At 55.0% G+C, this 13854-nt stretch carries 13 protein-coding genes and 2 riboswitches; of the genes, 4 read left to right on the top strand and 9 right to left on the bottom strand.

Features of this window, described 5'->3' with window-relative positions:
- Positions 1-5: 5 nt before the first annotated feature.
- The 4 genes from thiB to PYL13_RS00965 form a co-directional block, all read right to left on the bottom strand.
- Positions 6-1028, bottom strand: a complete 1023-nt coding sequence (gene thiB, locus PYL13_RS00980; RefSeq protein WP_275643392.1) for a thiamine ABC transporter substrate binding subunit — start codon at positions 1026-1028, stop codon at positions 6-8.
- A gap of 41 nt (positions 1029-1069) precedes the next feature.
- A riboswitch (TPP riboswitch) is annotated at positions 1070-1178 on the bottom strand.
- Positions 1179-1254: 76 nt separating this feature from the next.
- Positions 1255-1647 carry a VOC family protein gene (locus PYL13_RS00975; RefSeq protein ID WP_275643391.1) on the bottom strand — a complete coding sequence of 131 codons (393 nt, stop codon included), beginning with the start codon at positions 1645-1647 and terminating at the stop codon, positions 1255-1257.
- 95 nt (positions 1648-1742) lie between these two features.
- On the bottom strand, positions 1743-3569 hold the full coding sequence (locus PYL13_RS00970; protein ID WP_275643390.1) for an ABC-F family ATP-binding cassette domain-containing protein: 1827 nt from the start codon (positions 3567-3569) through the stop codon (positions 1743-1745).
- Between the two features lie 3 nt (positions 3570-3572).
- Positions 3573-4226: a thiamine diphosphokinase gene (locus PYL13_RS00965; protein ID WP_275643389.1), complete on the bottom strand. Its 654-nt coding sequence runs from the start codon at positions 4224-4226 to the stop codon at positions 3573-3575.
- 89 nt (positions 4227-4315) lie between these two features.
- Positions 4316-4392, top strand: a riboswitch (SAM riboswitch).
- 100 nt (positions 4393-4492) lie between these two features.
- On the opposite strand from PYL13_RS00965, the gene metA reads away from it, so the two are divergent.
- Together metA and PYL13_RS00955 are read left to right on the top strand one after the other, a co-directional pair.
- On the top strand, positions 4493-5410 hold the full coding sequence (gene metA, locus PYL13_RS00960; protein ID WP_250984201.1) for a homoserine O-acetyltransferase MetA: 918 nt from the start codon (positions 4493-4495) through the stop codon (positions 5408-5410).
- A gap of 74 nt (positions 5411-5484) precedes the next feature.
- Positions 5485-6507 (top strand): aldose epimerase family protein, encoded by a 1023-nt coding sequence (locus PYL13_RS00955; protein WP_259149011.1) that lies wholly within the window; start codon positions 5485-5487, stop codon positions 6505-6507.
- Between the two features lie 8 nt (positions 6508-6515).
- On the opposite strand, the gene mtgA is transcribed toward PYL13_RS00955, so the two are convergent.
- Positions 6516-7199: a monofunctional biosynthetic peptidoglycan transglycosylase gene (gene mtgA, locus PYL13_RS00950; protein WP_275643469.1), complete on the bottom strand. Its 684-nt coding sequence runs from the start codon at positions 7197-7199 to the stop codon at positions 6516-6518.
- Between the two features lie 200 nt (positions 7200-7399).
- Between mtgA and PYL13_RS00945 the strand changes: the two genes are divergently transcribed.
- Both PYL13_RS00945 and hisC read left to right on the top strand, forming a co-directional pair.
- Positions 7400-8314 carry a polyprenyl synthetase family protein gene (locus PYL13_RS00945; protein ID WP_275643388.1) on the top strand — a complete coding sequence of 305 codons (915 nt, stop codon included), beginning with the start codon at positions 7400-7402 and terminating at the stop codon, positions 8312-8314.
- A gap of 1 nt (position 8315) precedes the next feature.
- Entirely contained in the window at positions 8316-9380 is a 1065-nt protein-coding gene (gene hisC, locus PYL13_RS00940) for a histidinol-phosphate transaminase (RefSeq protein ID WP_275643387.1), read from the top strand.
- A gap of 54 nt (positions 9381-9434) precedes the next feature.
- Here hisC and PYL13_RS00935 read toward each other — a convergent pair whose 3' ends face one another.
- The 4 genes from PYL13_RS00935 to PYL13_RS00920 all read right to left on the bottom strand — a co-directional run bounded on the left by PYL13_RS00935 (position 9435) and on the right by PYL13_RS00920 (position 13746).
- Positions 9435-10103, bottom strand: coding sequence for an OmpA family protein (locus PYL13_RS00935; protein WP_259149014.1), 669 nt, complete (start codon positions 10101-10103; stop codon positions 9435-9437).
- 68 nt (positions 10104-10171) lie between these two features.
- Positions 10172-11422 (bottom strand): flavodoxin-dependent (E)-4-hydroxy-3-methylbut-2-enyl-diphosphate synthase, encoded by a 1251-nt coding sequence (gene ispG / locus PYL13_RS00930; protein ID WP_192490512.1) that lies wholly within the window; start codon positions 11420-11422, stop codon positions 10172-10174.
- A gap of 315 nt (positions 11423-11737) precedes the next feature.
- Positions 11738-12928 carry an MFS transporter gene (locus PYL13_RS00925; RefSeq protein WP_275643386.1) on the bottom strand — a complete coding sequence of 397 codons (1191 nt, stop codon included), beginning with the start codon at positions 12926-12928 and terminating at the stop codon, positions 11738-11740.
- A gap of 11 nt (positions 12929-12939) precedes the next feature.
- On the bottom strand, positions 12940-13746 hold the full coding sequence (locus PYL13_RS00920) for a DeoR/GlpR family DNA-binding transcription regulator (protein ID WP_275643385.1): 807 nt from the start codon (positions 13744-13746) through the stop codon (positions 12940-12942).
- Positions 13747-13854: the final 108 nt, after the last annotated feature.

Raw genomic sequence — 13854 nt, 5'->3', positions numbered from 1 at the left:
AAACGTTAATTAATGCTCATGGCTGCCAGCCACTCATCAATCCATGCCTTGCGGTTCTTGGCCACCTCCTCAGGTGACATCAGGAATGTCTTGGTCGGTACAACAAGTTTGGAAAACGCCTCTGGCAGCGGTGCGCTGGTTGCCGCAGCCGGCATCATCCAATTATTTTCCGGTATGGCGTCTTGGAAACCTGGTGTCAGCATGAAGGAGAGGAATGACTTGGCAAGGTCTTTCTCCGGAGCATTTTTCAATAGGCCGGCCACCTCGATCTGAATGTAATGACCTTCCGAGAAACTGGCTGCCTGATAGCGGTCGGTGTTTTCTGCGACCATGTGGTAGGCAGGTGAGGTCGTGTAGGACAACACCATTGGCACTTCTCCCTTGGTGAACAGGCCATAGGCTTCAGACCAGCCCGGCGTGACCGTCAAAATACGGTTCTTGAGCTTTGCCCAGGCTTCCGGTGCCTGATCACCATAAACGGACTTCACCCACAGGAGCAGGCCAAGGCCGGGGGTAGAGGTGCGCGGGTCCTGAATTGCAATCTTCTGGGAAGGATCACCTTCGACCAGATCCTTCAGGCTCTGTGGCGGGTTCTTGATGGTCTGGGTGTCATAGATGATGGCGAAGTGGCCGTAGTCGTAGGGAACAAAGATATCATCCTTGAAGTCGCCTGGAATCTTGGCAGCTGACGTATCGATGCCGCTTGCCTCGAACAGGCCGGTTTCCTTGGCTTCAGCAACAAGGTTGGTGTCGAGCCCCAGAACGACATCGGCGTTGGATGTTTCACCTTCCATCTTGAGGCGCGTCAAAAGCGCAACGCCATCGGCAACACCGACAAAATTGACAGTGCACTGGCAATTTTTCTCAAATGCTTCCTTGACCTTGGGGCCAGGACCCCACTCGGACACGAAGCTTTCATAGGTGTAGACCGTCAGTGCCTTGTCGGCTGCAAATGCTGCGCCGGGCACGGCAAATGCCGCAAGCACCAGTGCCTTGGCAATCAGGGAATTGTTCAAAATGCTGCGCATCCGCGCCTCCTCTTTCATATGTTGAACGGGAATAGGGCGCTGATAATGAGCCGTCTAATCCCTCCGCCGGTGTTAACCGGATCAGGTTCTTCGGGTTGGCGGAAGCCTCTCAGCCTTGTCCACAAAGACAAAGCACCCCGTTAGAGCAAGGCAAGGTGTAATCTTACTGTCATCACTTGGCAAGATAGCCAGTCATGGCAACAGTCGGGTGTCAAATCCGATGGTGTCAGGACTGTCCGGTCATATGGACCAGTTCCCAGACATGGCCGTCGGGATCCTGAAAACTTCCGGCATACATGAAGCCATGATCTTGAACCTGTTTCCATTCGCGGCCGCCGGAGGACAATGCTGTGGCAATCATCCTGTCGATGTCTTCGCGGCTTTCTGCCGTCAGGCAGGTCAGCACTTCGGTCGTGCGGGTGGCGTCGGCAATATCGCCGTTGATGAAATCACGGAAACGTTCTTCCTGGAGCAACATGACGAAGATATTCTGCTCCACGATCATGCACAGCGTCCTCTCGTCCGAATACTCGGGATTGAAGCTGAAGCCGAGTGCGGTGAAGAAAGCTTTTGTCGTTTCGATATTGCGAACAGGCAGATTGACGAAAATCATACGCATTTTCTGAACTCCTCCATCTTTGCCAAGGAAAACGTAAAATCGCTTCCCTGTCAAAGACGGATGAAGAACAGAGGTTCCGGTATGGTGGAAGGAATTTAGCCTTCCAGTTCCTCGCGCAGCATTTCAAGCTCCAACCACTCTTCTTCCATGGTGACCAGCTTGTGTCGCAGCTTTTCCATTTCGTCGGCAAGCTTGCCAAAGGCTGTGGGGTCTTTGGTGAAGAGGTTGGGATCTGCCATCTTTTCTTCGCGCTTGGCGATTTCGATCTGGGCCTTTTCCATCTCCTTGGGCAGGTTCTCCAGAGCGAACTTCTGCTTGAAGGACAATTTACCTTTGGCCTTTGGTGCATCATCCGACACAGTTGAAGAGGAGGTGCTTTTTGCCTTTTCCTGCTTTTCCGCCCTGCGCTTTTCCTCGGCCGCGCCCTTGCGCTGCGCCATCATGTCGGAATAACCGCCGGCATATTCGATCCAGCGGCCATCCGGCGCATCGGGGTTGGCTGGCGCAATGGTCGAGGTCACGGTTCTGTCGAGGAAGTCACGGTCGTGGCTGACGAGAATGACGGTGCCGACAAATCCGGCGACCACTTCCTGCAACAGATCAAGCGTCTCGATGTCGAGGTCGTTGGTCGGTTCATCGAGGATGAGAAGGTTGGTGGGGCGGGCGAGAATACGTGCCAGCATCAAACGGGCACGTTCACCACCGGAGAGATTCCTGATCGGTGTGCGGGCCTGTTCCGGCTGGAACAGGAAATCCTTCATGTAGCCGGTGACGTGCTTCAGTTCGCCATTGACCAGCAGGTTTTCACCACGGCCGTCGGTCAGATAGTCCGCCAGCGTGTCATTCGGGTTCAGTTCTTCACGCTTCTGATCGAGCGTGGCTATATCGAGATTGGTACCGAGTTTGACCGTGCCGCTATCTGGTTGCAGCTGTCCGGTCAGCATTTTCAAAAGCGTGGTCTTGCCTGCTCCGTTTGGCCCAACAAGACCAATACAGTCGCCACGATGCACGCGCAGTGAGAAGGGTGCCACGATGGTGCGATCACCATAGGACTTGGTAATGCTGTCGGCCTCGATCACCAGTTTGCCGGATTCACGGGCATCAACAGCTGTGGTCTGTACGGAACCTTGCGGTCCCTTGTGGCCACGATGTTGGGCGCGCATAGCCTGAAGTTCTCCGACGCGGCGCATATTGCGTTTGCGACGGGCGGTTACGCCATAGCGCATCCAGTGTTCTTCGCGCTCAATCGCCTTGCCGAGTTTGTGCTGCTCGAGTTCTTCCTCTTCCAGCACCTTGTCGCGCCATTCCTCGAAATGGGCAAAGCCGCGGCTGAGGCGACGCGAAGTACCGCGATCAAGCCATACAGTGGAGTTGGAAACTTTTTCAAGGAACCGACGGTCGTGCGAAATGAGGACCAGTGCGCTGCGGCTTTTCTGCAGTTCGTCTTCCAGCCATTCGATTGTCGGCAGATCCAGATGGTTGGTCGGCTCGTCCAGCATCAGGATATCGGGTTCAGGTGCCATCACCCGGGCAAGGGCCGCACGGCGGGCTTCACCACCGGACAGGCTTTTGGGGTCTTCCTGTCCCGTCAGGCCAAGGTGGTTAAGCAGATATGTAACCCGATATGGATCATCGCCCGGTCCAAGCCCTTCTTCGGCATAGGCCTGTACGGTGTCGTAACCACTAAAATCCGGTGCCTGCTCAAGATAACGGATGGTCGAGGAGGGGTGTCTGAACACCTCGCCGGATTGCGCTTCGACCAGGCCGGCGGCAATTTTCATCAACGTGGACTTGCCGGAACCATTGCGACCAACGAGGCAGATACGGTCACCCGGTTCCACTTGCAGGTTGGCACCGTTCAGCAGTGGTGTAACACCAAAGGTCAGCGTGATGTCGTCAAGTTTCAAAATGGGAGGCGCCAAGGCTCAGGCTCCAGTCATATCATAAGGGCGGGCAAGGATGATGGCTCTACCGCTTTTCAGGGAGAGGCGCACCGGACCTTCCGCAACGTTGGAAATTGTGCGGGATGTGCCGAAGGTCAGCGAATAGTCATTCAACGGATAACGGGCGTTCTCGATGTCCAGGCCGTCAAGATCGCTGAAACCGAGAACGGAAAACAGCGAACCGGCGGGCAGGTCGAGTGCTTTCTCGCCACCGGATACCAAGGGGTAGGCCTCTTCTTCACCCGATAGAAGGGTGACGTCGTAACCTTTTTCTTTAAGGCTGATGGCATTCAGCATGTGCTGAAAGGCATGGTCGGTTCGGTCGCCACCCAGTGCGCCAATCAGAACGAGGCTTTGGGCGCCACGCTCAATCGCCTGCGAGACAGCGATCTCGCCGTCTGTTGCGGCCTTGCTTGCGGGAAAGGTGTGACGCTCCACATCCGGCCATTCGGTGAGAAGAGCGGTGTCGGTGGAATCAAAATCTCCCACCCACAATTCCGGTGTCAGCGACAGCGGCTGCGCATGGCGCATGCCATTATCGGCTGCGATGACGCGTGTTCCGTCTGCGGCTTTGCGCACGCGCTCGGTTACCGACAGGTTGCCGCCCAGCAGAATTGTAAAGCCCGTTTTTTCCATGCCCCGCCAATAGCCCAAATGTTCGCAGAAGGGAACGGCCAGCGCCCGCAAATGCGGCTATATTGATTTTCGTGGCATGCGGGATTATGTAATCTCCTAGTGGTGATTTGCCGACCGGCTTGCAGCCACTTTAAAGAAGTCGCTAAAGGGTCGAGGAAACGTGGATTTTCCAAGAACCGGTTGCGATTTCGTTGCCGGTTTTTTTGTTTTGTGCGGTTTGTCCGGGCTGTCTGCCTTGCTTACCCGCCGGATGAGAGTGTTCCAATATGCCCATCAAAATACCCGATACGCTGCCTGCTTTTGAAACCCTCATCAATGAGGGTGTGCGGGTGATGACCGAAACGGCGGCTGTTCGTCAGGATATCCGCCCGTTGCAGATCGGGCTTTTGAACCTCATGCCGAACAAGATCAAAACTGAAATCCAGATGGCGCGCCTTGTCGGCGCATCCCCTTTGCAGGTCGAGTTTTCGCTGGTGCGTATTGGCGGACACCGTGCCAAGAACACCTCTGAAGAGCATCTCTTGTCGTTCTATGAGACCTGGGAAGAGGTCAAACATCGCAAGTTTGACGGTTTCATCATTACCGGCGCACCGGTGGAGACCATTGCTTACGAGGATGTGACCTACTGGGACGAGATGCAGAAGATTTTCGAATGGACGCAGACCAATGTCCACTCAACCCTGAACGTCTGCTGGGGCGCGATGGCTGCCATCTACCATTTCCACGGCGTGCCAAAACATCCGCTCAAGGAAAAGGCGTTTGGTGTTTATCGTCACCGCAATCTTTGCCCGTCGTCCATCTATCTGAACGGTTTTTCCGACGATTTCCAGGTGCCGGTTTCACGCTGGACCGAGGTCCGTCGCGAGGACATTGAAAAGCATCCCGAGCTTGAAATCCTGATGGAGTCGGAGGAGATGGGTGTCTGCCTGGTGCATGAAAAGAAGGGCAACCGTCTCTACATGTTCAACCATGTGGAATATGATTCCACATCGCTTTCCGATGAGTATTTCCGGGATGTGAATGCTGGTATTCCGATCAAGGTGCCGCATAACTACTTCCCGCACAATGATCCTGATATCACCCCGCAGAACCGTTGGCGCAGCCATGCCCATCTGTTTTTCGGCAACTGGATCAATGAAATCTATCAGACGACCTATTACGATCTGAACGAAATCGGAAAGTGAAATTTGCTGATTGCGAAGCGACGGGAAATGACGCAACGTCTGGCCCGTAATTCTTGCAAACGGAGGTCGATATAATGACGAATGGTGCCGCACGGGAAAACTTCGGCGTAACGCCCACCGGTGAAAAAGTGGAGCGCGTCACTATTTCGGCAGGCGGTTTGACCGCCAATATTATCACCTGGGGCGCAGTCATTCAGGATCTGCGCCTCGATGGCCATCAGCCACCGTTGGTTCTCGGCTTTGATAAGTTTGAGGACTATCCGCAATATTCCTCTTATTTCGGTGCAACGCCCGGCCGTAACTCCAACCGTATCGATAGCGGGCGTTTCTCGATTGACGGCAAAGAATACCAGCTTGAACTGAACGAAAAAGGCGTCACCCATATCCATGGCGGCAGTGATGGTATCGGTAAAAGCAACTGGCTGATCATGGAACATGGCCCAAGCCACGTCGTGCTGCAGATCATTGATCCCGATGGCCGTGCCGGTTATCCCGGCAATTGCACGGTAAACGTGACCTACACAATCCGTGAAGGTGGTGTGCTTTCGGTTCTCTATGAGACAACCACTGACCAGCCGACCATCGCCAATATCTGCCAGCATTCCTATTTCAATCTGGATGGTGCTGACACCGCACTCGATCACGAGATCATGATTGCGGCTCACCACTATCTGCCGACGGATGAACGGCAGATCCCGACCGGTGAAATTCGTGCTGTTGAAGGCACTGCATTTGACCTGCGCTCATCCACGCCGATGAAGCGTGAGGACAATGGCGAGCAGGTTCTGTACGATCATAATTTCTGCCTGTCGCCTGAGCGCCGCGAAAAGCGCAAGGTGGCACGGGTGTTTGCACCTGCTTCCGGCGTTGCACTTGAGGTGCACACCACGGAGCCGGGCGTGCAGTTCTATTCCGGCTTCAAGCTCAACACAGCCGTTCCCGGTCTCGATGGCCGTCATTACGGTGCCTTTGCAGGCTTCTGCCTTGAAACACAGATTTGGCCGGATGCAGTGAATCATCCCGATTTTCCGAACGGCATCTTGCGTCCAGGCGAGATTCTGCGTCAGGAAACCGATTATATCTTCACGCGCGGCTGATCAGCCAGTCAATCGAGAACACATCCGACATAGCCGCCGGATGCACGGGCGCGGCGCTCATTGAGCGTCGCCAGCCGCTGCGTGCCACGTCCCGGTTTGGAGGCTACACGTTCGATTGGGTTCGGCAGGCTGACGGCCAGAAGTGCCGCCTGTCTGGTGCTGAGCTTGGAGGCTGATGTCTTGAAGTGATAACGGGCCGCCGCTTCGATGCCGTAAATACCCGGTCCCCATTCGGCGACGTTCAGATATATTTCCATCATCCGCCGTTTCGACCAGACGAAGTCGGCGGTCATGGCCAATGGAATTTCCAGAATTTTACGAACGAAGAAACGACCATTCCACAAGAACAGGTTCTTTGCGGTCTGCATGGGAATGGTGCTGGCACCACGGGTGGTATCACCCTGCAATGTGCCCTCGATCACACCACTCATCTGTTTCCAGTCAACACCGCCATGGAAACAGAACTGGCCGTCCTCCGACATCATGACGGACCGAACAACATTTGGTGAAATGTCATCGATCGATACCCATTGCCGGTCATAGCCCTGTAACGCCACCAGATCGGCAAGCATCAGCGTAGAGACGGGCCGCATGAATGGCAGTGCGTAGACCAGAATGAGAAAATAGGGCAGGGCAAGGAAGATTAAGATTGCCATGACCAGACGCTGCCAGAGGCTGCGTCCCTTCAGCATGGAGGTATCCTGCGCATCGTCATCCTGCGACAGTACAACATCATCATTCTGGTTTTCAGGTGCGACTGCCAATCTTTCAAACCTGTGCCTTTTTGTTTGCCGAACCGTTTCACATTGGCAAGATGCGATCAAGCCTTGCAGATGCTGCAAAAAGCCTGATTTTCATTGCCTGTGTTAACTTCTCATGGCAAAGAGCGCCCATGAAGCCAGAAACAACCTTATTCGAACGCGCATTGCGTGAAAACGCGCAGCAGGTGGAAAATCTGCTGGATAACGTTCTTTCCCCAGCCCATCGCAGCGATGAAATCACCAGACCGGATAACCTGCTGGAAGCGATGCGTTATGGCGTACTGAATGGTGGCAAACGTTTGCGGCCGTTTCTGGTGATCGAGAGCAGCAAAATGCTGGGTGGCAACGCGCTGGCGGCCTTGCGTGTCGGCTCGGCGCTGGAATGCCTGCATTGTTATTCTCTTGTCCATGACGACCTTCCGGCGATGGATGATGATGATCTGCGCCGCGGCCAGCCAACAGTGCATCGCAAGTTTGATGAGGCGACCGCCATTCTGGCTGGCGACAGCCTGCTGACAATCGCATTCGACATTATTGCAGCACCAGAAACTCCGCTGCCGGACGCTTCCAAAACGGCTCTTATCCTGGCGCTTGCACGAGCAGCCGGTATCGGTGGCATGGCCGGTGGGCAGGCGTTTGATCTGGCGGCTGAAAAACAGGCGCCGGACGAGCAGGGTATCATCACCCTGCAGGCCATGAAAACCGGAGCATTGTTGCGTTTTGCCTGTGAGGCCGGTGCGATCATTGCTGGCGCTGATGCCAAGACGCGTCAGCGGCTCAGAACCTTCGGCGAGCGCGTTGGACTTGCGTTCCAGTTGGCTGACGATCTTCTCGACCTGACGGCCGATGCCGCAACCATGGGCAAGGCAACTGGCAAGGACGCGGCACGTGGCAAGGGCACATTGGTTGCCTTGCGTGGGCAGGCGTGGGCTGAACAGCGTCTGGGTGAACTGGTTGAGGAGGCCTCGCAGCTTCTGGAGCCTTACGGCGAACGTGCCGATATTCTAACCGCCGCGGCGTGGTTTATTGCGGAAAGAAAGAGTTGAGATGAGCAAATTCTGGTCTCCTATTGTTGCATCGCTTCATCCGTATGTGGCGGGAGAGCAGCCAGTCATCGCCAATCTTGTCAAACTCAACACCAATGAAAACCCCTGGGGTCCTTCTCCGCGTGTCGTGGAAGCCATCAAGGATGCTGCGACGGATGATTTGCGGCTCTATCCTGATCCTTCAGCCAAAAAGCTGAGAGAGACGATTGCCGCCTATCATGGTGTGTCGCCGGATGAAGTTTTTGTCGGCAACGGCTCGGATGAGGTTCTGGCCTTTATCTTTGCAGGCCTTCTGAAACATGACAAGCCGCTGCTTTACCCTGACATCACCTACAGCTTTTATCCAACCTACAGCCGGTTTTTCGACGTTAAAACTACAACCGTGCCGCTGGACGACAACTTCCAGATCCGTCTGGAGGATTACGAAGGTGAATGTGGTGCGATCATTCTGCCAAACCCCAATGCGCCGACCGGTATCGGATTGCCGCTTGCCGATATCAAAAAACTGGTCAGCGCCCATGGCGATCAGGTGGTGGCGATTGACGAAGCCTATATTGATTTTGGCGGTGAAACGGCCGTTCCGCTTGTCCGCGACCATGACAATCTGATCGTCATCAGGACCTTTTCCAAGTCTCGTTCGCTGGCTGGGATGCGGGTCGGTTATGCAATTGCGCAGCGCCCGCTTATCGAAGCATTGGAACGCTTGAAAGATAGCTTCAATTCCTATCCGCTCGACCGGCTGGCGCAGGTCGCGGCTGTTGCCTCGATCGAGGACGATGTCTGGTTCATGGACCACCGCCAGAAGCTGATCGACAATCGCCAGAGGCTGGAACAGGCACTGCGTGAACGTGGCTTCGATATTTTGCCATCGCAGGCCAATTTCATCTTTGCCCGCAAACCTGGCTGGACCGGCAAGGATCTTTCCCTGGCATTGCGTGAGCGCGCCATTCTGGTGCGTCATTTCGACAAGCCGCGTATTTCGGATTTCCTGCGCATTTCCATTGGCACGGAAGAACAGTGCCAGTCACTAATCACTGCGCTGGATCAGGTTTTCGCATCTGCATGACATAAAAAACGCCGCATAAAGCGGCGTTTTTCAATTGGTGTCTGTGTTAATTTATCAGCTCTGGGTAAGCGGAGAGATCAGCACTTCAACGCGGCGGTTCTGCGCGCGGCCTTCCGGCGATGCATTCGATGCCACCGGCTGCGATGGGCCGTAACCCAGCGTCGAAATGCGGCGCTGGTCTACGCCACGGGCGCCGATGTAGTTGGCGACGGAGGCGGCACGGCGCTCAGACAGACCCTGGTTATGGGCAAGGCTACCGGTGGAATCGGTATGGCCATTGATATCGATCAGCGTGCGGTTGAACTTGTTCAGAACAATGGCGACCGAGTTCAGTGTGTCGTAGAACGGTGGGATCACCTGATCTTGATCGGTTGCGAAAGTGATGTTGGATGGCATATTGAGAACGATGCTGTCACCACGACGGGTCACTGAAACGCCGGTGCCCTGAAGCTGCTGACGCAGTTCTGCCTCCTGGTTGTCCATGTAGTTGCCGACCATACCGCCAGCCAGCGCGCCAATACCTGCGCCCAGCAGGATGGCATTACGGCCGGACTTGCCAGATCCGCCGCCCACAGCCAGACCGCCAAGCGCACCTGCAACAGCACCGATACCGGCGCCGCCTGCCATGTTGGACATCTTCTGTTCGCCAGTATAGGGGTCCGTCGTGGTGCAGGCTGAAAGGAATGTTGCGGCAAGCGCGAGGATTGCAAACTTTTTGATCATCGAATCATGGCTCCTTGATTGATGGACCTGAAATACCACGAATCCGGCAAAATCTCGGCGGGTGTTGATTATTCTGCTGCGTGTTTGTGTCCAAACCGCTTTTCAATGTAGTCGATGACCAGCGCTTCGAAATCTGCTGCAATATCTGGACCACGCAAGGTCAAGGCTTTCTGACCATCGATGAAGACCGGAGCGGCCGGAGTTTCACCTGTGCCAGGCAGGGAAATTCCGATATCAGCATGTTTGCTTTCGCCGGGGCCGTTTACGATGCAGCCCATGACGGCAACGTTGAGACCCTCGACGCCAGGATATTTTTCCTTCCAGATAGGCATGTTCTTGCGGATGTCGTTCTGGATGTTCTGCGCCAGTTCCTGGAACACCGTCGAGGTCGTGCGACCACAGCCGGGACACGCCGCAACAACAGGAATGAACTGACGGAAGCCCATGACCTGCAGAAGTTCCTGCGCAACCTGCACTTCACGGGTACGGTCGCCATTGGGTTCCGGCGTCAGAGAAACGCGGATCGTGTCACCAATGCCGTGTTGCAGCACATAACCCATGGCCGCAGACGACGCGACAATGCCCTTGGAGCCCATGCCCGCTTCGGTCAGGCCGAGATGCAGGGCGTGGTCAGAACGCTCTGACAGCATGGAATAGACAGCAATCAGGTCCTGCACTTGGCTGACCTTGGCCGACAGGATGATGCGGTTGCGTGGCAGGCCAATATCTTCGGCCAGCTCAGCGGAAATCAATGCCGATTGAACGATAGCTTCGCGGGTGACCTGACGGGCAGACAGAGGAAAACCTTCAGCCTGGTTCTTGTCCATCAATGTGGTCAGCAGTTCCTGATCGAGAGACCCCCAGTTGACGCCGATTCGAACCGGCTTGTCATAACGGATCGCCATTTCGACGATATCGCCGAACTGCTTGTCCTTTTTGTCTTTGAAGCCGACATTGCCGGGATTGATGCGGTATTTTGCCAGGGCCTCCGCACAGGCGGGATGATCCGCCAGCAGTTTGTGGCCAATGTAATGGAAGTCGCCAACCAGCGGTACATCAAGACCAAGGCGCAACAGCCGGTCGCGTACTTTCGGTACAGCGGCAGCGCTTTCATCACGGTCAACGGTGATGCGAACGATTTCAGAGCCAGCGCGATAAAGCGCGGCAACCTGCGCAACAGTTGCGTCAATGTCGGCCGTGTCGGTGTTGGTCATCGACTGCACAACAACAGGCGCTCCGCCACCGACGATGACGCCCCCCACATCGACGGCAACCGAGGCACGGCGTGGCTTGGGATCAAAATCAGTGGGTGATGACATCGTTATCTCTACGCTTGCGACAAATGCGCCTATTCAGGTGGATCAAGGCGCGTGCCTTGTCAATATTATACCTATCACGTTTTGCTTTGACTGACATCACAAGCCGCCAGGAAGTGCTGATTTGTCGCCTTATTTCAGGCGCTTTGATGATCATTGTCAGGAATTATCATCAATCACAAAAAATGAAATACATAAAGGCTGCAGATTTTCCTGCGATGCAATCTTTGATTGAGGTCATGATAACAAAGGCGTCTTAAACGATGTCGATATGTCCGCCAGTTGATGTGGCGGACATTTTTCTGCGGTTGAAACCGGTCAGTGGCCGCTGGCACCATCTGCGTGGCGGGCCAGCCTCGAGAGAAGCAGGACGATAACGTGCAGTACCGGCAGGCCGATGAATACTGTTCCAAGCCCGATATGCTCGGCTATGAAGCCGATCGCAGATGGGGCAACCAGAATACCGGAATACCCCATGGTTGTTACAACCGAGAGGCCAATGCCCGGTGCGAGGCCCGGCATGTTGCCAGCCGCCGAGAAGGCAATTGGCACCATGTTGGAAATACCGATACCGGCGATAGCAAAGCCGGCGATAGCGACAACCGGGTTGGTGGCGATGCCGGCAATCAACAGGCCGATAATCGAGATCACCGAGCACACACGCAAGGTGTTTACGGCACCAAACCGGTCACGCACCAGATCGCCTGCGAAACGCATGATGGCCATTGTCATAGAGAATGCGGCGAAGGCAAAACCCGAGGCGGTGACCGAAGCGCCAAGTTCATTGCGCAGATAAAGTGCACCCCAGTCAAGGATCGCGCCTTCCGGCACCATGGAAAACAGCGCCATGATACCAATGATCCAAGGTAGTGGTGTCATCGGCAGGCGAAGCTTTTCGTGGTATTGTTCAGGATGCGGAGGATCGGCAAGAACACGTGGCCATGCGATTGTCAGCAGGATTGCGGCGACCACCGTCAGGGTTATAGCATGGCCATAAACGCCGATCTGTTTGATGAGCAAGCCGCCAAGACCAGCACCGAGCAAGCCGCCAAGGCTCCAGAAGGCATGGCAAGACGACATGATCGAGCGGCGCATGCTGCGCTCTGTTGCGACAGCGTTGGCATTCATCGCCACGTCCATGGCACCTGTAAGACCACCGAACAATACCACTGCAGCCACACCGCTCCAGATGTTGTTGGTGAGAGTGATCAGCAGAAGGGTCGGCAGAAACGCAACGGCGGCTGTCAGTGACACTTTTCTGGAGCCGTAACGGGCGATTTTTGCGCCTGCCACTGGCATCATCAGCAGTGATCCGACGCCGAACATCAAGATGACAAGACCGAGCTGGCTTTCACTCAAGGAAAGCCGGTGGGCAAATTCCGGGATCATTGGTGCCCAGGAACCCATCATGAAACCGTTCATCAGGAACAGCAGAGAAATGGCCAGTCGGGTTCTCGTCATATAGGGCGTGCGGACGGGCAAGGTGGTGTTCATGGCAGAGCCAGACATTGGAGTTATCCTCAGGAATTGGGGATTACGGGTTGTAATGAAGCGGATGCGGCCATGTGAATTTCAATGCCGCGAGCGATCAACGCATCGCTGAAGACCGGATTTGCCTGATGTTCGAGAATGAGCGACAGCGGATCACCGAGATCACACACATTGAAGGCGGCCTTGTGGCCAAGTTTTTCACGGGTAATGGCGGCCAATATTTTTGCACTTGCCTGGCATGCCAGGCGCTTGAAAACCGCATCCTCGTAAATGTCTGCAGCAAGGCCATGTTCCAGAGTCATGCCGCAGGCGCCGAGAATACACAGATCAGGACGTACCTGTTCCAGCTGCCGCAGGGCCGTGGCGTCAATGGAGGCGCCGACATTAGCGTCGACTTTGCCGCCAATCACAATAAGATCAACACCAGATTTACTTGCAAGTTCTGCGGCAATGATGGGTGTGTTGGTAATCGCCGTCAGACGCAAATCCTGCGGTATCTGACGTGCGACCGCGAGATTTGTCGAGCCGGCATCGATAAAAACAACCATTCCCTCGCTGAGCAGAGAGACGACCTTTTGTGCGAGAAGCGCTTTGCGATCGGTTTTTTCGGTCAGCCGCGTCTGTAGTGGCGTTGTGATGCCTGTTGTCTTTAATGCACCACCATAAACGCGTTCACATTCACCGCGGGCGGCCATCTCGCGCAGGTCACGGCGGATGGTATCCTCCGACGTGCTGAAGATCTGGGCGAGTTCCTGCGCAATGACACGACCCTTCGTCTCGAGTTCCGAGAGAATGAAGGCCTGTCTTTCGCTTACAAAATGCTCTGTTTTGGACATTGACTATCAATCGTGAATAAACGTGCAAAAACACGCATAAATCGGTTGAGTTAAAACAGCAAGAACAAAAATGCCCGCCTTTCAGCGGGCATGATGTTGAAGGGCCAT

The sequence above is a fragment of the Agrobacterium sp. Azo12 genome, from assembly GCF_029193765.2.
Classification (GTDB): domain Bacteria; phylum Pseudomonadota; class Alphaproteobacteria; order Rhizobiales; family Rhizobiaceae; genus Agrobacterium.
This window is presented reverse-complemented; position numbering and strand designations above follow the sequence as displayed.